This window comes from Bradyrhizobium sp. USDA 10063 (assembly GCF_054063735.1).
Window position 1 is genome coordinate 931,582 of the sequence record NZ_JBSSGP010000002.1, and the last position, 18,497, is coordinate 950,078.

The following is an 18,497-nucleotide window of genomic DNA, read 5'->3' on the forward strand; positions in this document are numbered from 1 at the left end:
CATTGGAACAGATCGCGTCCGCCGGTGAATGTCGCAAGGCGCGGTCGAATCTACTTTCGCTGATGAATGAGGATGCCTCGCTCTACCGCGGCAAGGGCACAGTCGAAGTCGAACGGTTGCGCGCTTTCATTGCGGTTAGACTGGGAGAGATCGGCCTCGCCGATGCCCTCATCCCCTATGCCATCGAGGAGCTGGAAACAGGGACCAATGCCTATGCGGTAGCCGCTGCGACCCGCATATTGCGCGCGGCGTCGGAGCTGCCCAACGGCATCGAAAGGTTGATTGGCCGCGCGATCGGCAGGATTCGTTCAGTCGACGAATTTGTTCAATTCGACACCTATCCAGGCTCGCCCGGCATCGCCTCGGTCAGCGCGATCGAGGAAATGAGGGAGGTGCTGTCAACGCTTCGTCCGAAAGCGCGGACAGACTTCGGAAGGATCGATGCGCCGGCATCCGAACATCATTCGTGTTGCGGCCATGACGACGGAATTGCCCCCGATCCGAATCCGATCGTCGGTTCGATTGTCGGCTTGCGCGACGTCGAACTGCAGAATCAGGATGGCGAAGGCGCGACATTCGGAGATATTTTTTTGGGTCGCCCGAGCCTCATCACGTTTTTCTACACGCGATGCATGAATCCGGACAAGTGTTCGCGGACCATCAGTCAGTTGGGCGAGATCCAGCGTGTGATACGCGATCGTGGTGTCGGAAGTTCAGCCATGATTGCAGGCATTACCTATGACCCGCAATATGATCTGCCGCAGCGCCTCCGCCGGTATGGCGAGGATCGTGGGCTGGTATTCGGCGAGAGCTGTCAGCTCCTGCGCACAACAGGCCCCTTCGAGGTTGTTCGAGACAGCCTGCAACTGGGCGTCGGATATGGCTCGGCGACAGTCAATCGGCACCGGATCGAACTGCTGCTGACGGACGCGGCTGGCGCGATCGTTTACTCCAATGTTCGGCGTCTCTGGGATGCGCGGGAAGTCACGGATCTGCTTCTCGCCATCCAAGGATGATTTATCGCGCTCCCTCCGGTCCCATCACGAGATCCGGCAGCCACGTCGAGATCCCCGGGAAGAAGCAAAGCAGCAGCACCGCCAGCATCATCAAGAGCACGAAGGGCAGCGTGCCCCAGATCACTTCGCTCAAGGGAATGTCGGGCGCGACATTGCGGATGACGAAGATGTTCAAGCCCACCGGCGGATGGATCAGGCCCATTTCCATCACGATGGTCATCACAACGCCGAACCAGATGATGTCGAAATTGGCAGCGCGGAGCGGCGGCAGGATGATCGGGGCGGTCATCAGGATGATCGAGACCGGCGGCAGGAAGAAGCCGAGCACGATCACCATGAGCAGGATCGCCGCGAGCAATTCCCAGCGCGGCAGGTGCATCGCGACGATCGCCTCCGCGGCCGATTGCGAGATGTGCAGGTAGCTCATCACGTAGGAGTAGAGCAGCGACATGCCGATGATCATCATCAGCATGGTCGATTCGCGGATGGTGGATTTCAGGATCGGCTCGAGGTCGCTCGGCTTCCAGACGCTGTAGATCACGGCGATCAACCCGAGCGCCAATAGTCCGCCGAGGCCGGCGGTCTCCGACGGCGTCGCATAGCCGCCATAGAGCGCGATCATCACGCCGGTCAGAAGCAGCACGAACGGCAGCACCCGCGGCAGCGCATTGAAGCGGTCGGCCATTGTGAACTCGTCGCGCTGCAGGATCGCGGAGTCCGTACCGGTCGCGTCATAGGCGGCACGCGCGGCCGCATATTCCTTGCGGAAACGCAGCACGGCGTAGACGCCGAACAGCGTCACCAGCAAGAGACCCGGTCCGATGCCGGCAAGGAACAGGCGCCCCAGCGACTTCTCCGCCGCGACCGCGAACAGGATCATGGTGATCGAGGGCGGCAGCAGGATGCCGAGCGTGCCGCCGGCGGCGATGATTCCGGCCGCAAAGCCGCCGGAATAGCCGCGCTTGCGCATTTCGGGGATGCCGGCCGAACCGATCGCCGAGCAGGTCGCCGGCGAGGAGCCCGCCATCGCCGCAAACAGAGCGCAGGCGAACACGTTGGCGACCCCGAGCCCGCCGGGCACGCGATGCAGCCAGGCGTGCAGGGCCGAATAGAGATCCTGCCCCGCGCGGGATTTGCCGATCGCCGCGCCCTTCAGGATGAACAGCGGGATCGACAGCAGCGTGATCGAGGCCATCTCCTCGTAGACGTTTTGCGTCACGGTATCGAGCGAGGCGGTCGGCATGTAGATCGCCATGAACACGACCGCGACCGCGCCCAAAGCAAATGCAATGGGCATGCCCGAGAACATCGCAAACAGAGTGGCAAGCCCGTAACTGATGCCGATGCCAAGTACAGTCATCGGCGCGCACCACCAGTGAGTGGGATAATGATCTGCAGCAGGAGCTGCAGGCAGAGCAGCGTCATGCCAAACGCCATCAGCACATAGGGGATCGCGAGCGGCGGCGACCACATCGAGTTCGAGACCTGGCCGTCGACATAGGCCTCATGCGTCAGCGTCCAGGATTTCCAGGCAAAGAAGGCGCAGAAGGCCAGGCTCGCGGCATCGACAAGCCACAGCCTGATGCGATTTGCGAGCGGCGACATCAGCCCGACGAAAGCCTCGATGCTGACATGGCCGCGCTGGCCCTGCACATAGGCCGCGGTCATGAAGGTGGCGCCGACCAGAAGGAACACCGCGGCCTCGTCCTGCCAGTAGTTCGGGCTGTGGAATAGAGCGCGGCCGAGCACGCTGTAGCTCAGGATCACGCAGGCCGCGACCAGCGCGATGGACGCGAACACGACGATGATGTTGTTGCAGATGGCAAGCCCGCGCGACAGCACCGTCACGAGCGCATTGCCCGTGACGGCGGTCTGGCGTTCGGCTTGATCCGCGACCGGACCATGCATCATGCTGCGACGTCGCTTGCGAGCTTCAACAGATTGGCTGCCGTCGCGGTTTTAGCACCATAGTCCTTCCAGGCGGTATCCCGTGCAATATCGCGCCACTTGTTGACGGTGGCCACATCAAGCGCGGCGACCTTGGCGCCGGCCTTCTCGTAGACCTTGGCGACCTCGATATCGTCGTCCTGCGCGCCCTTCTTGCCGAAGGCTTCGAGCTCGGCGCCGACGGCAATGATGATGTCCTGCTGCTTCTTCGGCAGCTTGTCGAAGATCGCTTTCGACATCATCAACGGCTCCAGCATGAACCAGTAGGAGGTGCCGGCACCGGAGGTCAGGGATTTCGCGACTTCCTCCAGGCGGAACGAGATCAGGCTGGTGGAGGAGGTGATGCCGGCGTCGCAGGCGCCGGTCTGCATCGCCGCATAGAGCTCGTTGGAAGGTACCGACAGCACGGCCGCGCCGGCCGTCTGCAGCACCATGTCCATCTCGCGCGAGCCGCCGCGCACCTTCATGCCCTTGGCGTCCTCGGGCGCCACGATCGGCTTGGAGCGGCTGGCGACGCCGCCGGCCTGCCAGACCCAGGTCAACAGGATGATGCCCTTGTCGGCCAGGAAGTCGGAGAGCGCCTTGCCGACCGGCTCCTTCTTCCAGCGCAGGCCCTGGTCGTAGGTCGTGACCAGGCCCGGCATCAGGCCGATATTGGTCTCCGGCAGTTCGCCGCCGGCATAGGGCATCGGGTAGAGGCTGATGTCGAGTGCGCCCTTGCGCATGGCGGAGAACTGCGCGTTGGTCTTGATCAGCGAGGAGTTCGGATAGACTTCGGCGGATATCTCGCCGCCCGAGCGCTTCGCCACTTCGGCGGCGAACATCCGGCAGAGGCGGTCGCGGAAATCGCCCTTGTCGATGGTGCCGCCGGGGAACTGGTGCGAGATTTTCAGCGTGGTCGCGGCATAGGCGGTACCGACGCCGAAGCGTAGCACCGCGGGCGCGGCAAGCGCCGAGGCAAGGACGTGGCGGCGAGTGAGCATAAAGTTTCTCCCATTGGAAAGGCTGTTCTTGATTGGCGATAAGGCGGAACTTTGAGGGCCGCATTTAGGCGAACTCTGCCAAAATCTCTAGTCCGATAGTTCCAGGCGGCTGATCGATCGGCGCCAAAGCATCACAGCTAACAGAATTGCTGCGCTGCACACTGCGGCTGACGATCGGTCCCAGCGCCTGATTTTCAGGCAGTGCCGGTCCGCGCGCCCTTTCAAGACTTCGTGAAGGGGTAACAACGGTCATTCCGGCTGCGTCGAGGGGAGAGCGGCAGACGTCGCTTCATGTCAATCGTCAGCAAGGATGACCACAATGACCTTCTCGACCCGTATCGGCCTCGGCGTCTCCGCCGCACTCGTTGCCCTCAGCGTCGCGCTGTCGCCGGCCGCCTTTGCCCAGGACAAGATGGGCAAGGACGACGCCATGAAGAAAGACACGATGTCCAAGGACGCCATGTCCAAGGACGCCATGTCGAAGCATGACGGCATGAAGAAAAGCGACGGGATGATGAAGAAGGATGATGCGATGAAGAAAGACGACGGCATGAAGAAGAACTGATTGCCGTCTCTTCTTCACCGCGCGCGGCGCGATAAGAGGACACCACGCCGAGATGCGTCGCCCGGGTGAAGCGCCAGCGTAACCCGGGACCGCTCGTAAACCTTGGCGCAAATGTCCCGGGTTGCGCGTTCCGCTGAACCCGGGCTACGACGGCTCCGCTTCAATTCGCGTGCGGCGAGTCACCTTTTTTTCTTGCCGCGTTCCTTGCGGGCGGCGTAGCGCGCGTCGCGCTTGGCCTTCTGTTCGGCCTCGAGCGCGGCCTGCCGCGCGGCTTCCTCTTCCTTCTCGCGCGCGATTCTTGCCGCTTCCGCGGCGGCAGCCTCTTCCTCGATACGCTTCTGCTCGGCCTTCGCGGTCTCCCGCGCAAGCCTTGCCTGCTCGCGGCTGGCCGCGATCGCGGCGCGCTCGGCGGCGCGCGCCTGCACCGTGGGATCATCGGGCCCGGGGCGGGAACGGAATTTTTCCAGAATGTTCTGCCGGGCCTGCTGCGCCGCCCTCTGGCGGTCGGAAAAGTTCGGTTCCTTGAAGCCGCTCATCGAGAGAGCCTTGTTATCTTCACTGCTGGTTGGAGGAATGACGAAAATCGGGTTGGCGCAGCACATAAGCGAACCCGGGGCAAAATGCCAGCGTCCAATTGGCATGCCAAACAGGCTTGTTCGCAGTGTATGCGCAGCACAAGCGAGCCGATGATTGCCGAAGGCAATACGGTGATCTGCGTCGAACTTCGCTAAAATTCTAGCCGAGCCAGAACAAGCTAGAAGTTGTCGCGCTGGCGGGAGGTTCCCAGCACCCTGGCGACGGTCTGCGCCGTCATGGCCACGCGATCGGAAGTCCGCTGCGCTTCGAGCTTGTCCCGGGCTTTCTCGCGGATCAGAAGCTCGATCAATTCGAGCCGCTTGCTGTCGTCGACCGCTTCCCGCCAGCAATCTCTTGTATCGATGATAGTCGTAGCCCGCGTCCTGTTGACCCATGGCACGCTCCGCACACGCGCTTCCTGAGAAGGCGCGCAGTCTTGAGCAGCGCGCGGACGCGTGCAACGGATTTGCGACACTTATGCCCAGGCTTTGAGAGTTTATCCGTCAGTTGTTGCAGATGTGATCACACCGGCACTTGCGAAGCGGCTAGTGCAACCACGATCTCTGCGGGAACGGTGCGGGAACCGACACGATCATGACAGACCCAAGGGAACGCCCAACGGAGCGCCCAAGGGAAGGCGGCAGCCGCCGCGGCGCGATTGCCGGTCTCCTGATCGCTGCCGCCATGCTGGCGGCCGGCTTGTGGCTGGCGCGCGAGCTGACCGCGGCGAGCAAGATGCAGGACTGCCTGATGTCGGGGCGGACCAACTGCAACGTGATCCAGCCGGCGCAATAGCGCGCGGGGCCAGCGCTAAAACGCCGCGGGCAATTGTGATGCCGATCACAGGGAGAGGGGGCAGCCGGTCCTATGCTCCGCGCAAACTGAACAGGAACGATCGCATGATCCACCAACTCTATAGCCGCAAGGGATTTGCGCTGCTGGCCGTCATCGTCGTGATCGGTTTTGGCGTGGCGCTGCTTTCAGCCGGCAGCCTCTCTCACGAGACGGTCGCGAGCGCGGCGCTCGGCCCGGGGTGGCAATGCAGCCGCATCGCCTTTGTCATGACGACCTGCACCAGAAATGCAAGGCCGCCGGAGCGCGCGCGCGTGCACGTGGAACAGCCGTCCCGCAGCTAGTCTCCCCGAGTGCGACCGCCGCAACATAATCGCGGATACGGTCGCCCTACGTTGAGAAGACCGCGTCGACCCTCCGCGTTGGCGCGAAACGGGCTTTCGCGGTCTCATGCTGCGCATTGCACGACCGCCTGGCGTTCGACACTATTGGAGTTTTCAGAATTGGAGTTTTCAGATGAAAAAGCTTTCCGGCCTCGCCGCGGCCACTGCGGCGCTCATGTTGATGTCCTGCTCGGGTTACGCGCTGGCACAGACCGCGCCGGCGGCCGGAACTGACGCTACCGCGCCCGCAGCGGACACGGCGCCGCCACCTGCCGCGACCACAGCGCCCGCCGCCACGACAACGCCAGCCGCCACTCAGCCGGATACGAATTCGCCGACCACTGAAAAAGCCGCGCCAAAGAAGAAAAAGACCGCGGCAAGGAAACGGACGCGACAGCAGGAGATCGACCATTCGATCGAGACCGGAACCGTGCCGGCCCGCTATCGCAGCTCGGTGCCGAAGCAGTACCAGCGATACATCCCGTTCGCCAAGCAGTGACCCGCGCGTCACCAGGCGACCGACCGCGATCGGCCGTCACCCGGTCCAATGTCAGTCGATGCGCATGCGCTTACTACGCGATGGCCGTGATCGTACGGGCTTGCCCGTCATCGTTTCCTGTCATTCAACTGTATTGTGCGGGCATTCAATCCTTGTGATCGATCGCCACGCGTTCATTCGTCGCTCGATTGGTCGATTCCAATGTCGCATCACCTGCTGAAGGCCATCGACGCCATCTATCAATCCGCAGCGGAACCATCGCATTGGCCGGTGGCGCTGCAGATGATCGCCGATTGCCTCGATGACGTCGGCGCCATTCTGCTCTATGGCAAGGACGACGGAAGTTTTGGCGCCATCCAGTCCGCCTCTCTCGATGCGATCGCGGAAGAATACATGCGCGAGTGGAGCTTTCGGGATATCCGCGCCATCCGCGCGCGCGAGCGTGGCTATTTCTTCAACCGCGATGTCGTGACCGACCGCGACGTCGTCTCCGAACAGGACATCGCAACCGACCCGTTCTATTCCGTGCTGCTTCGGAAGCACGGCCTGAAATATTTCGCCGCCGCAACGGTCTCGCCGGATGCGAAGATCGAAGTGGCGATGAGCATCCAGCGCGCGAGCGGCAAGCCGGTCTATAGCGATGCCGAGCTCGATCTCGTGGCCCAGCTCGGCCGCCACGTCGAGCGGTCGCTCCGCCTTGGCATCCGCCTGATGGATTCGGAACTGAGCAAGCTTGGCCTCGGCGCCGCCCTGGCGAAGTTGGGAACCGGGGTCTTTGTGCTGGATTCGGTTGGCCGCGTGATCTTCTCCAACCCGAAGGCGGAGTCCCTGCTCGGCGATGGTCTCGAGATCGTCGAGGAGAAGCTGGCCGCGGGATCGCTAGCCCTGAATTCGCCGGCCTCGGCGGCGATGAAACGCCTCGCGGCGTACCGCGCCGAGGATCTTCTGGCCGGCGAAAAGCCGATCATCGTGCACCGGCGAACGTCGGGGCGGCCGCTTGCGCTCTATGTCCTGCCTGTCTCGATGGCGGCCAACAGCATCAATCAGTTCCTGACGCAGGCCAGGCTGCTTATCCTGGTCGTCGACCCCGACAACAACAGCCCGCCGGATCCATCGCTGATCCGTGATGTGCTCGGCCTGACGCTGGGCGAGGCGAGGGTGACGGCGCTGGTCGGCACCGGCCAATCGCCGCGCGACGCCGCCGACAAGCTCGGCATCACCGAGGAGAGCGCCCGGACCATTCTCAAGCGCGTGTTCTCGAAGGTGGGCGTGTCGCGGCAGGGCGAACTGGCGGCGCTATTGGCACGGCTGGTGCTCAGATAAAAATGCTCTAGCCGGCGCAAGATACGGGTAGTTTGGCCGTATCACCCTCGCACTGCAGAGAAAATCAGCGGACAGTTCCCATTTGGGGAATGTCGGCGCGCCCGCGACCGGTGAAGAGATCACGTTGGGGCAATGGTCGGGTGATTGAGGCGAGCGGCATTCAACGCCTCACCTCCGACGATCGCAACAAGACAAGCTTTGAGAATTGGCGCGCCCGGGTTTTGCTCGGGGCGTGGTTGGCGGGGCCAAACCACGCGGCGGCATTGATCCTCGCCGCTCGCGTCAGCTCCGCCCCTGCGTTGAGGCCTTCGTTCCAAGGCCGCGAACGGCGGCGAATTTCACCGGCAGGACATTCCGGCTTCCATCTCGCCCCAGAAGCCGCACTGCGTGGCCGGCCTTGCGTGCAGTTCGTTCCGGAGCACCAGCAGGCTGGCTCCCACCAGAAGGGCGGCCGAGAGCGTGACAAGTAGTTTTCGCATCGCGTTCCAGTGAATCATTGACGGCAATTCTGCAGGCGCGCTTAAGGCATGCTGGCGGCGCCGGCAAGGCGCTGCGCGCAAACCTGTTCGTCTTCTCGGGCTGTACGTCAGCGGTAATATGCTGCCTTCAGCCGATTGCAGGTGCGCGCGCCGTCAGTTGGCCCAGCCGTTCCTTCAGCGCCCGAATGGTCGATTTGAGATTGTCCCGGCGCGTCGAAAGCGTTCTGGCGAGCAGCGGATACCGCGGATCCGCAGCATCGCAGATCCCTCCGGTGGCTTCCTCCGTCGCGATATCGCAATCGAGGATCCGGACGGACCTTTGCAGATCCTCCAGCATGGTCTGAATGACGAGGACGTCACGTAACGCAGTAATGCTGGAATTCCCAATCTGAGACGCGGCACCCATGGGCATTGCTCCCGCTTGATCCAACTCGGCGCAGCCCCGTCGGGGACTGCAGTGTCGGAGCAGCGATTAGCAAGACCTTTGCCAAATTCGGCAACCGGGCATTAACCACGCCGGGGGCTACCCGCGTGTCTCTCCAGCGATCGCCCGAGCCGGACCAGCCGCAGAGCGTTCCTCCGGAAGGATGGCCGTCCGGGGTCCCGAGACTCACCAAACGGCCCCAGGTGCGCTGGGGCCGCCAACCTTGGAGGTTTTCCTCCGGCCGGTGGGGGTAGGGGGCGTTCGACCGGAGGCCATGATTCGACTCAGGTCCCGCGGCTTCGTTCCTAGGCTCGGCTGGGAAGATGGTATTCTGGTCGGCCGCCCCAGCCGTTTCGGCGCCACCAGGGCTAAGCAACGGACCGAGTAGAAACTAAAAAGCCCGGGCTTGGCCGGGCTTTTGCTTCGTGTCTTGAGAAGATCAGTACTTCGCGACGACCGGAGTGCCCCAACCGAACCGATAGTTGATGCCGGCCTTGACGGTGTGAACGTCGGCGCCGAAGCCAATGCCGCCCGGCACGAACGCGGTCAGATAGTTCTCGTTGGCGTAGCTGGCGAACATGTATTCGACCTTGCCAGACCAGTTGGGCGCAAATCCGTATTCAAATCCACCGCCGACTGTCCAGCCCGAGTGGAATTGGCTTTCGGAAAAGAGCGTAATTCCCAACGCACCAACCGACATGCGATTGTCGGCCCACGCGTAACCGCCCTTGAGGTACAGCAGCGCAGCATCGACCGCGTATCCCACTCTGCCCGTGACGCTTCCGAAGGCTCTGATCCGATCTTCAAGGGTCACCCCCAGAATCGTTTCGCTGTAGCTGATGTCGGACCACGCGCCATCGGCTTCGATGCCGAATACGACAGGACTGCCGGCGGCCTGCCAATTGTAACCGATGGCGCCGCCGCCGAAGCCGCCCTTGATGTCGTTCGTCGTACCAACAATTCCGGCGATGTCGACGCTCTGCGACCAGCCGTAGCCACCCTGGGCGCCGATATAGAAGCCGGTCCAGTTGTAGGCAGCAACCACCGGCGGAGGCGCCTTGGTGTAAGGCCGTGCGCCGAGATCGGCCGCCGACGCCGAAGACCCGACAGCCGCCAGAGCGGCCACGGCAAGCAAAAACTTCTTCATTTCAAATCCCCCATACGCTTCGAAACGAAGCGCAATCCCCTAGGCGCGAGCGCCAAATTTCAACTCAGCGGTGCAATTCATACCGGATTCCCGGGCTATGTCTGTATCCTGAATGCAACAATGATCAGGAGAGTGATCGCAAGGGATCAACTGTGGGTTGGGAAGCGGTGCGGCCAGAAGGCGAGGCCACAGCTCAGTGAGACCGAGGCCGATGAGGCGGCGCCGAGCCGGGGCTCGGCTCGCATGAACTGAGTCAATCAGCGCCTTAATGGTTTCCGTGGCCAACTGTTACCCATGTCTCCGGTATCAACCGTAACCCATGTGTCCGGAACGGACCGTTTGCCACTGGCGATCCCGGCAGGATTCGAACCTGCAACCCGCGGAGTAGAAATCCGCTACTCTATCCAGTTGAGCTACGGGACCGTCTTGGCACGGCATCGGCCGCCGAGCCTTTCCATAGTATAATCATAGACCTGTCGCCAACATGGCACAGTCCAAGATAACAGTAAAAATAAGGCTGGGGATCCCGGCAGAGCTACCCTAGGCCCGCCTCCCGAGCCCAGGATGCGATTGCCTAGGGCAAGCCGACAAGACCAACATTACAAGCTCGCGCGAAACCAGTCGCCCGATATCCGCTGGGCCGTGGTGGAAACGCCGGCCATGGCGCGTCGTGCCCGTCAGCTCGCGACCAATCGGCTGATGTTCTTCAGCGATATCCAAGAAGCCGCGGACTGGCTCGGAGAGGTCGAGCTGATGCACTCGAGCGGCGCCATCCAATACGTCCCGGATGCAATCGAGACCATCCGGGCGTTGTGCGCCACGCGCCCGATCGCGATGGCATGGTACCGCGTGCCGATCAGCGACGCCAACGCCAAAGCAGAGGTGCAGACATCGTTCCTCAGCGACAATGGTCCGGGATCGCTGGCGACGTCGAAGGACAAGCTCGTCAAATATGCGAGGAACTGGATTTCGGCGGAGGCATTTCTCACGGCGCACGACGGTTATCGCGTTGTCGAGCGCGGTCCAGATCCGCGTGAGCACGACACCCAGCAATTCCGCTTCGTTCGACACTAAGCCAGAGCGGCCGTCGGCTCGTCGCCGGTGTGAAAGATACGATTTTTCGGCGAACCGATCTATCCGGCCTCGTATCGTTACCACGTTCCGGCAGAAACGGCTCAGAACGGCACCGATCCTCGCGCCTTGAAGGTCAAGAGTTGAGTGCCGCTGCCGAGTGGTCCGGTCTCGGCGCCGATTAGCCGGTCTACGGGACATCGCACTAAACGGATGATCAGGTCCCCCAATATCGGAGACATTGGAAGCTCGGCACCAAGCAACCATGGAGGAGGGGCGCGCTGCAACAGAAAACACCCCCGCACTTAACGCCGTGGCGGTCGGTGCATGATGCTCCAACCTTCAATTACTAAGGTTGGAGAAGAACGATGAGCGACGAACTGTCGAAGCGCGACGACCACCACAAGAATGCCAAACCCGAGGCGGAAAAACCCGCGCCACCCTCGTCTGCCCGAGACGAACCGGCGAAACCTGGCCGAAATCGATTGCAGGATTTCGACGTGTTCGCGCCGTCACGGCACGACTTCAATCTGTGGTGACCCTTTTCGAGAGACCGCTCACGGGTGGTCTCTCTTTGCTGTTTCTCTCGTTCGGAAAACCGGTAGCCGCCCTAGGCGATGTCGTCGATATCGACGCGCAGTGCGGCTGCGATCTTCTTGAACGTCTCGATGGTCCCCTCTCGTTTACCGGTCTCGAGCTGCGAGATGTACGGCGCGGCGAGACCGGTTACTTCAGCCAATTCCTTCGCGGACATGCCGCGATACTCGCGCCAAACGCGAAGCTTGTTCTCGCCGTCAATGAGTCGGTCCACGACTTCTGCGGGGATCAATTCCTCTTCGCCGGATGCAAGGCGACGCTTGATCTCATCAATATCACGCGCATCGGTCGTATCCTCGGCGGCTGCGATCAGGCGCTCATACTCCTCGAAAGGAATGAGCACCATGCGGTCCCCGCTCGGAGTGATGATAATATTCGGTTTGCTCATAGTCCTAGTCCTAGTCCTCGTAAGCGCTTCCGCGCGGACGCACGTTCAACACATCCAGAACAACGCCTTCCTGGGTGAAGATGACGCGCCAATCCCCCACACGCAGCCGGTATTCGTCCTCGCGCCCCTGAAGCTTCTTGACGTTGTTTGCCAAGCTTGCCGGGTCCGCCGCATATTGTCGAATTTTTCCCCGGACCAGTTGCGCCGTGTTGGCCGGCATCTTCATCAGGGCCTTGGTGGCAGCTTTGGTGTAGCGAATTTCCATGTGCTGGACATTAGCATGTAGCTAATATCGTTCAACAATGAAATAGCAACTAGCTAACAATACTTTGCCGGCCGATATCGAATCACGAAGGCTGTGCCTGATTGGAGGTCACGCTGGCCATGGTACGTCGTGCCCGTCAGCTGGCGACCGATCGGCTGATGTTCTTCAGCGATATCCATCAAGCCGCGGACTGGCTCGGAGAGATCGAGCTGATGCACTCGAACGGCGCCATCCAATACGTCCCGGATGCAATCGAGACCATCCGGGCGTTGTGCGCCACGCGGCCAGCCGCGATGGCATGGTATCGCGTGCCGATCAGCGACGCCAAGGCGAAAGCAGAGGTGCAGACATCGTTCCTCAGCGACAATGGTCCGGGATCGCTGGCGACGTCGAAGGACAAACTCGTCAAATACGCGAGGAACTGGATTCCGGCGGTGGCATTTCTCACGGCGCACGACGGTTATCGCGTTGTCGAGCGGTCCAGATCCGCGTGAGCACGACACCCAGCAATTCCGCTTCGTTCGACACTAAGCCAGAGTGGCCGTCGGCTCGTCGCCGATTTGAAAAATTCACTCTTTCGGTAGGTAGACTGCGAACCCTTTTCGGCGATCGGGCGACAAAGAGGCGTGCGGGTGGAGCGCGGGTTGCGGTCCACGATCACCGCCTGCCGCGCCGGCGCTCCGCCGGGCGGGCATAGTGACTGGTCTGGCAATGCCTGTTTGCGACCTCCTCGCCACGTTGTTTCCGCGCCATCAGTCTGTCACCTTTTCGCGCCCTTTTATTCGTCGCGCGGCGTTGGTCCGCGGCCCCGGGAGATCCATCATGATCGGTTTGGTTCGTGCCGCAGCTTTTTGCGCAGCGCTGGCGCTTGGCCTTGCGAGCGCGCAGGCGGCTGACAAGGCCTTCAAGCGCGACGACCTCGCCGATTCCGCGATCAAGCTGGAGGCGCAGATCAAGAGTGAGGCGGGGCCGGTCGCCAAGAGCACGGCGACGCTGAAGACCGATGCGGATGCCGCCTTCCGCCGCGCCGACTTCCGCACCGGACTGCAGATCCTCGGCCAGATCGCCGCCACCACGCCGGAGGACAGCGGCAACTGGCTGCGGCTTGCCCGCACCATCTTCCAGATCCGCACGTCCAGCTTGACCGAGCAGACCTTCCTGCTCGAGCGCGCCTCGACCGCCGCCTATATCGCCTATCATCGCGCCGGCAACCAGGCGGAGGAGGCCGATGCGCTGGCCGTGCTCGGCCGGGCGCTGTCGGATCGCAAATTATGGCGGCCGGCGCTCGATGCGCTGCGGATGTCGCTCGACATGCGCGAGGTCGCCGATATCAGAGGCCAGTATGAGAAGATGCGCGACGAGCATGGCTTCCGGCTGCTCGACTACAGCGTGGATTCCGACGGCGCCACGCCGCGGGCCTGCTTCCAGTTCTCCGAGGAATTGGCCAAACGCGTCGATTTCGCGCCGTTCGTGGCGCTTGCCGGCACCGACAAGCCGGCGCTCACCACCGAAGGCAAGCAGCTCTGCGTCGATGGGCTGAAGCACGGCGAGCGGTACAACATCAACCTGCGCGCTGGCCTGCCGTCGACCGTGAAGGAGGTGCTGCCGAAGTCGGCCGAGTTCAACATCTATGTCCGCGACCGCAAGCCGTTCGTGCGCTTCACCGGCCGCGCCTATGTGCTGCCGCGCACCGGTCAGCGCGGCATCCCGGTGGTCAGCGTCAACACGCCGGCGGTCACCATCGACGTGTTCCGGATCGGCGACCGCAACCTGATCAACACCGTGATCGATAGCGACTTCCAGCGCACGCTGAGCAGCTACCAGCTCTCCGATCTCGGCGACCAGCGTGGCATGAAAGTGTGGTCCGGCGAGCTTGCGACGGCCACCACGCTGAACCAGGACGTCGTCACTGCATTCCCGGTCGACCAGGCGCTCGGCGATCTGCAGCCCGGTGTCTACGTCATGACCGCCGCCGCGAAGGGGCCGAGCAGCGACGATGACGGCACGCTGGCGACGCAATGGTTCATCGTCTCCGACATGGGGCTGGCAGCGTTCTCCGGCAATGACGGCATCCATGTCTTCGTCAATTCGCTGGCGTCCACCGAGCCGGTTGCGAAGGCCGAAGTAAAGCTGGTCGCCCGCAACAACGAGATTTTGGCCACCCGCAAGACCGACGAGAGCGGCCACGTGCTGTTCGAGGCGGGGCTGGCGCGCGGCGAGGGCGGGCTGTCGCCGGCGCTGCTCACCGTCATGAGCGACAAGGCGGACTATGCCTTCCTGAGCCTGAAGAGCAACGCCTTCGACCTCACCGACCGCGGCGCCGCGGGCCGGGTGGTGCCTGCGGGCGCCGATGCCTTCGTCTATGCCGAGCGCGGCGTCTACCGCTCCAACGAGACCGTCTATCTCACCGCGCTCTTGCGGGACGGGCAGGGCAACGCCATGACCGGCGGTCCGCTGATGCTCGTGATCGAGCGCCCCGATGGCGTCGAATTCCGCCGTGCCGTGCTGCCGGATCAGGGCGCCGGCGGCCGGACTCTTGCCGTCGCGTTGAATTCGGCGGTGCCGACCGGCACCTGGCGGGCGCGTGCATTCACCGATCCGAAGGGCTCTTCCGTCGGCGAGACCACTTTCATGGTCGAGGACTACGTCCCCGAACGGATCGAATTCGATCTGACCGCCAAGGACAAGGTCATCAAAGCTGAAGTTCCAGTGGAACTTAAGGTCGACGGTCATTTCCTTTACGGCGCGCCGGCTTCCGGGTTGCAGCTCGAGGGCGACATGCTGGTGACGCCGGCGTCTTCGGGGCGTCCCGGCTATCCCGGCTACCAGTTCGGCGTCGCCGACGAGGAGAGTGCCAGCAATGAGCGTACTCCGATCGAGAACCTGCCGGAGTCTGATGCGAAGGGCACGGCCATTTTTCCGGTAAAGCTGGAGAAGGCACCGACCTCGACCCGCCCGCAGGAGGCACAGATCTTCGTCCGCATGGCCGAGACCGGCGGCCGCTCGGTCGAGCGCAAGATCGTGCTGCCCGTGGCGCCGGCGAGCTCGCTGATCGGCATCAAGCCCTTGTTCGGCGACAAGAGCGTGGCCGAGGGCGACAAGGCCGAGTTCGACGTCGTGTTCGTCGATCCCGATGGCAAGCAGCTTGCGCGCAACGGCCTGCGCTACGAACTGCTGAAAATCGAGTCGCGCTACCAGTGGTACCGTCAGGGTTCGTCCTGGGACTATGAGCCGGTCAAGTCGACCAGCCGCGTCGCCGATGGTGATGTCAATCTCGCCGCCGACAAGCCGTCGCGGCTGTCGTTCGCGCCGCAGCCGGGCCGCTACCGCCTCGACGTCAAGTCTGATGATGCTGACGGTCCGCTGACCTCGGTGCAGTTCGATGTCGGCTGGTATTCCGATGGCAGCGCCGATACGCCGGACCTGTTGGAGACCTCGATCGACAAGCCGGAATACCAGTCCGGCGACACCATGGTGGTCTCCGTCAACGCCCGCTCCACCGGCCGGCTGACCGTCAACGTGCTCGGCGATCGCCTGCTGACCACACAGAGCGTCGACGTCAAGGAAGGCACCCAGCAGGTCAGGCTCACCGTCGGCAAGGATTGGGGCACCGGCGCTTATGTGATGACGACCTTGCGCCGTCCGCTCGATACCGCCGCGCAGCGCATGCCGGGCCGTGCGATCGGCCTGAAATGGTTCGGCATCGATAAGAAGGCCCGCACGCTCGCGGTGACGCTGTCGCCGCCGCCGCTGGTGCGGCCGGGCGCGGCGCTGAAGATCCCGGTCAGGCTCGACGGGCTCAATCCCGGCGAGGACGCCAAGGTCGTGGTGGCTGCCGTCGATGTCGGCATCCTCAACCTCACCAATTACAAACCGCCGGCGCCTGACGACTACTATCTCGGCCAGCGCCGCCTCACCGCCGAAATCCGCGATCTCTACGGCCAGTTGATCGACGGCATGCAGGGCACGCGCGGCCAGATCAGGACCGGCGGCGATTCCGGCGGCGCCGAATTGCAGGGCTCGCCGCCCACCCAGAAGCCGCTCGCGCTCTATTCCGGCATCGTCACCGTCGGCGCCGATGGCACCGCCGAGATCAGCTTCGACATCCCGGAATTCGCCGGCACGGCGCGGGTGATGGCGGTGGCGTGGAGCGCGACAAAACTCGGCCGCGCCACCACCGACGTCACCGTGCGCGATCCCGTGGTGCTCACTGCGACGTTGCCGCGCTTTCTGCTCAACGGCGATCACGGCACCATGAGCATGGATATCGACAATGTCGAGGGCGCGGCGGGTGATTACGTCATCAACGTAAAGGCCTCTGGCCCTGTAAGGCTCTCGGGCAATCCAGCCACCACGGTGAGGCTGGTGGCAAAACAGCGCACCTCGCTGTCGCTGGCGCTGGAGGCCGGCGGCGCCGGTGCGGCAAATCTCGACGTCGACATCAGCGGTCCGAACGGCCTGACGCTGGCGCGGCACTACGCGCTCGACGTCAAGGCGGCGACGCAGGTGCTGGCCCGCCGCTCGGTTCGCACGCTGGCGAAGGGCGAAAGCCTGACCCTCGCGTCGGACATGTTCAGCGATCTCGTCCAGGGCACCGGCAGCGTGTCGCTGTCGGCGAGCCTGTCGACCGCGCTCGACGCCGCCACCATCCTCAAGGCGCTCGACCGCTACCCTTACGGCTGCTCGGAGCAGATCACGAGCCGCGCAATGCCGCTGCTCTATGTCAACGATCTCGCCGCCGGCGCGCATCTGGCCATGGACACCGCGGTCGACCAGCGCATCAAGGATGCGATCGAGCGGCTCCTGGCGCGGCAAGGCTCGAACGGCTCGTTCGGCCTGTGGTCCGCCGGCGGCGACGACGCCTGGCTCGATGCTTATGTCACCGACTTCCTCACCCGCGCCCGCGAGAAGGGTTTTGTGGTGCCGGACGTGCTGTTCAAGAACGCGCTCGACCGCATCCGCAATTCGGTCGTGAACGCCAACGAGCCGGAGAAGGACGGCGGCCGCGATCTCGCTTACGGCCTCTACGTGCTCGCCCGCAATGGCGCCGCTCCGATCGGAGACTTGCGCTATCTGGCGGACACCAAGCTGAACAACCTCGCAACGCCAATTGCCAAATCGCAGCTCGCAGCCGCACTGGCGCTGGTCGGCGACAGAGCGAGGGCGGAGCGGGTCTATGCCGCCGCGCTCGATGCGCTCAATCCAAAGCCCGCGCTCGAGTTCGGCCGCACCGACTACGGCTCGGCGCTGCGCGATGCCGCGGCGCTGGTCTCGCTCGCCGGCGAAGGCAATGCGCCACGCGCGACCATGATCGGCGCCGTCGCGCGCGTCGAGGCGGCGCGGGGGCTGACGCCGTACATCTCGACCCAGGAGAACGCCTGGCTGGTGCTGGCCGCCCGCGCGCTCGCCAAGGAGACGCTGAGCCTCGACGTCGACGGCCAGCCGGTCAAGACGGCGGTGTTCCGCAGCTACAAGGCCGAGGCGATGGCAGGCCGACCGATCAAGATCACCAACACCGGCGAGGCGCCGGTGCAGGTCGTGGTCTCCGTGTCCGGCTCGCCGGTGACGCCGGAGCCGGCCGCTTCCAACGGCTTCAAGATCGAGCGCAATTATTTCACGCTCGACGGCAAGCCGGCCGACATCAGCAAGGCCAAGCAGAACGATCGCTTTGCCGTGGTGCTGAAGATCACCGAAGCCAGGCCGGAATACGGGCACATCATCGTGTCGGACTATCTGCCGGCCGGGCTCGAGATCGACAACCCGCACCTGGTGTCCTCCGGCGACTCCGGCACGCTCGACTGGATCGAGGACGGCGAGGAGCCCGAGCATACCGAGTTCCGCGATGACCGCTTCACCGCGGCGATCGACCGCGCCAGCGACGCCAAGTCGGTATTCACCGTGGCCTATGTCGTGCGCGCCGTCTCTCCAGGCAAATACGTGCTGCCGCAGGCCTATGTCGAGGACATGTACAACCCCTCGCGCTACGGCCGCACGGGCACGGGCGCTGTCGAGGTACGCGCGGCAAGATGAGCGGGATGGCAA

20 protein-coding genes and 1 tRNA gene are annotated in these 18,497 nt (G+C 63.3%); 10 read left to right on the top strand and 11 right to left on the bottom strand.

What is annotated here, in order from left to right:
* Positions 1-239 precede the first annotated feature (239 nt).
* Positions 240-1,016 (top strand): SCO family protein, encoded by a 777-nt coding sequence (locus tag ACVJGD_RS06345; RefSeq protein WP_456633552.1) that lies wholly within the window; start codon positions 240-242, stop codon positions 1,014-1,016.
* Between the two features lies 1 nt (position 1,017).
* Here the strand turns inward: ACVJGD_RS06345 and ACVJGD_RS06350 are convergent, their stop codons facing one another.
* Genes ACVJGD_RS06350 through ACVJGD_RS06360 form a run of 3 tightly spaced genes read right to left on the bottom strand, consistent with a single transcriptional unit; the run spans position 1,018 to position 3,946 of the window.
* A complete protein-coding gene (locus tag ACVJGD_RS06350) occupies positions 1,018-2,376 on the bottom strand; it encodes a TRAP transporter large permease (protein ID WP_456633553.1) in 1,359 nt (452 codons plus the stop codon).
* Positions 2,373-2,927 (bottom strand): TRAP transporter small permease, encoded by a 555-nt coding sequence (locus ACVJGD_RS06355; protein ID WP_456633554.1) that lies wholly within the window; start codon positions 2,925-2,927, stop codon positions 2,373-2,375. Before ACVJGD_RS06355 ends, ACVJGD_RS06350 begins: the two co-directional genes overlap by 4 nt.
* Positions 2,924-3,946 (bottom strand): TRAP transporter substrate-binding protein, encoded by a 1,023-nt coding sequence (locus tag ACVJGD_RS06360; RefSeq protein ID WP_456633555.1) that lies wholly within the window; start codon positions 3,944-3,946, stop codon positions 2,924-2,926. Before ACVJGD_RS06360 ends, ACVJGD_RS06355 begins: the two co-directional genes overlap by 4 nt.
* A 319-nt stretch (positions 3,947-4,265) precedes the next feature.
* Between ACVJGD_RS06360 and ACVJGD_RS06365 the strand changes: the two genes are divergently transcribed.
* A complete protein-coding gene (locus ACVJGD_RS06365) occupies positions 4,266-4,511 on the top strand; it encodes a pentapeptide MXKDX repeat protein (protein ID WP_456633556.1) in 246 nt (81 codons plus the stop codon).
* 179 nt (positions 4,512-4,690) lie between these two features.
* Here the strand turns inward: ACVJGD_RS06365 and ACVJGD_RS06370 are convergent, their stop codons facing one another.
* Together ACVJGD_RS06370 and ACVJGD_RS06375 are read right to left on the bottom strand one after the other, a co-directional pair.
* Positions 4,691-5,047, bottom strand: a complete 357-nt coding sequence (locus tag ACVJGD_RS06370) for a DUF6481 family protein (protein ID WP_456633557.1) — start codon at positions 5,045-5,047, stop codon at positions 4,691-4,693.
* Between the two features lie 218 nt (positions 5,048-5,265).
* Positions 5,266-5,496, bottom strand: coding sequence for a hypothetical protein (locus ACVJGD_RS06375; protein ID WP_456633558.1), 231 nt, complete (start codon positions 5,494-5,496; stop codon positions 5,266-5,268).
* 185 nt (positions 5,497-5,681) lie between these two features.
* On the opposite strand from ACVJGD_RS06375, the gene ACVJGD_RS06380 reads away from it, so the two are divergent.
* The 4 genes from ACVJGD_RS06380 to ACVJGD_RS06395 all read left to right on the top strand — a co-directional run bounded on the left by ACVJGD_RS06380 (position 5,682) and on the right by ACVJGD_RS06395 (position 8,084).
* Entirely contained in the window at positions 5,682-5,882 is a 201-nt protein-coding gene (locus ACVJGD_RS06380) for a hypothetical protein (protein ID WP_456633559.1), read from the top strand.
* A gap of 104 nt (positions 5,883-5,986) precedes the next feature.
* On the top strand, positions 5,987-6,223 hold the full coding sequence (locus ACVJGD_RS06385) for a hypothetical protein (protein ID WP_456633560.1): 237 nt from the start codon (positions 5,987-5,989) through the stop codon (positions 6,221-6,223).
* Positions 6,224-6,395: 172 nt separating this feature from the next.
* The gene (locus ACVJGD_RS06390) at positions 6,396-6,761 is read left to right on the top strand and encodes a hypothetical protein (RefSeq protein WP_456633561.1); all 366 of its coding nucleotides are present in this window, start codon (positions 6,396-6,398) and stop codon (positions 6,759-6,761) included.
* 201 nt (positions 6,762-6,962) lie between these two features.
* Positions 6,963-8,084: a helix-turn-helix transcriptional regulator gene (locus ACVJGD_RS06395; protein WP_456633562.1), complete on the top strand. Its 1,122-nt coding sequence runs from the start codon at positions 6,963-6,965 to the stop codon at positions 8,082-8,084.
* Positions 8,085-8,422: 338 nt separating this feature from the next.
* Here ACVJGD_RS06395 and ACVJGD_RS06400 read toward each other — a convergent pair whose 3' ends face one another.
* The 4 genes from ACVJGD_RS06400 to ACVJGD_RS06415 form a co-directional block, all read right to left on the bottom strand.
* Positions 8,423-8,563: a hypothetical protein gene (locus tag ACVJGD_RS06400; protein ID WP_456633563.1), complete on the bottom strand. Its 141-nt coding sequence runs from the start codon at positions 8,561-8,563 to the stop codon at positions 8,423-8,425.
* 127 nt (positions 8,564-8,690) lie between these two features.
* Positions 8,691-8,969: a hypothetical protein gene (locus ACVJGD_RS06405; RefSeq protein ID WP_456633564.1), complete on the bottom strand. Its 279-nt coding sequence runs from the start codon at positions 8,967-8,969 to the stop codon at positions 8,691-8,693.
* A 457-nt stretch (positions 8,970-9,426) separates the two neighbouring features.
* Entirely contained in the window at positions 9,427-10,134 is a 708-nt protein-coding gene (locus ACVJGD_RS06410) for an outer membrane protein (protein ID WP_456633565.1), read from the bottom strand.
* Between the two features lie 346 nt (positions 10,135-10,480).
* Positions 10,481-10,557: transfer RNA gene (locus tag ACVJGD_RS06415), tRNA-Arg, on the bottom strand.
* Positions 10,558-10,794: 237 nt separating this feature from the next.
* Between ACVJGD_RS06415 and ACVJGD_RS06420 the strand changes: the two genes are divergently transcribed.
* Both ACVJGD_RS06420 and ACVJGD_RS06425 read left to right on the top strand, forming a co-directional pair.
* The gene (locus ACVJGD_RS06420; RefSeq protein ID WP_456633566.1) at positions 10,795-11,208 is read left to right on the top strand and encodes a hypothetical protein; all 414 of its coding nucleotides are present in this window, start codon (positions 10,795-10,797) and stop codon (positions 11,206-11,208) included.
* 365 nt (positions 11,209-11,573) lie between these two features.
* Positions 11,574-11,744 carry a hypothetical protein gene (locus ACVJGD_RS06425; RefSeq protein ID WP_456633567.1) on the top strand — a complete coding sequence of 57 codons (171 nt, stop codon included), beginning with the start codon at positions 11,574-11,576 and terminating at the stop codon, positions 11,742-11,744.
* A gap of 71 nt (positions 11,745-11,815) precedes the next feature.
* On the opposite strand, the gene ACVJGD_RS06430 is transcribed toward ACVJGD_RS06425, so the two are convergent.
* On the bottom strand, positions 11,816-12,190 hold the full coding sequence (locus ACVJGD_RS06430) for a helix-turn-helix domain-containing protein (RefSeq protein ID WP_456633568.1): 375 nt from the start codon (positions 12,188-12,190) through the stop codon (positions 11,816-11,818).
* Positions 12,191-12,200: 10 nt separating this feature from the next.
* Positions 12,201-12,455, bottom strand: a complete 255-nt coding sequence (locus ACVJGD_RS06435) for a type II toxin-antitoxin system RelE family toxin (protein WP_456633569.1) — start codon at positions 12,453-12,455, stop codon at positions 12,201-12,203.
* Between the two features lie 119 nt (positions 12,456-12,574).
* Between ACVJGD_RS06435 and ACVJGD_RS06440 the strand changes: the two genes are divergently transcribed.
* Both ACVJGD_RS06440 and ACVJGD_RS06445 read left to right on the top strand, forming a co-directional pair.
* Complete coding sequence (locus ACVJGD_RS06440) at positions 12,575-12,949, top strand: hypothetical protein (protein WP_456633570.1); 375 nt, start codon at positions 12,575-12,577, stop codon at positions 12,947-12,949.
* A 328-nt stretch (positions 12,950-13,277) separates the two neighbouring features.
* On the top strand, positions 13,278-18,485 hold the full coding sequence (locus tag ACVJGD_RS06445; RefSeq protein WP_456633571.1) for an alpha-2-macroglobulin family protein: 5,208 nt from the start codon (positions 13,278-13,280) through the stop codon (positions 18,483-18,485).
* Positions 18,486-18,497: the final 12 nt, after the last annotated feature.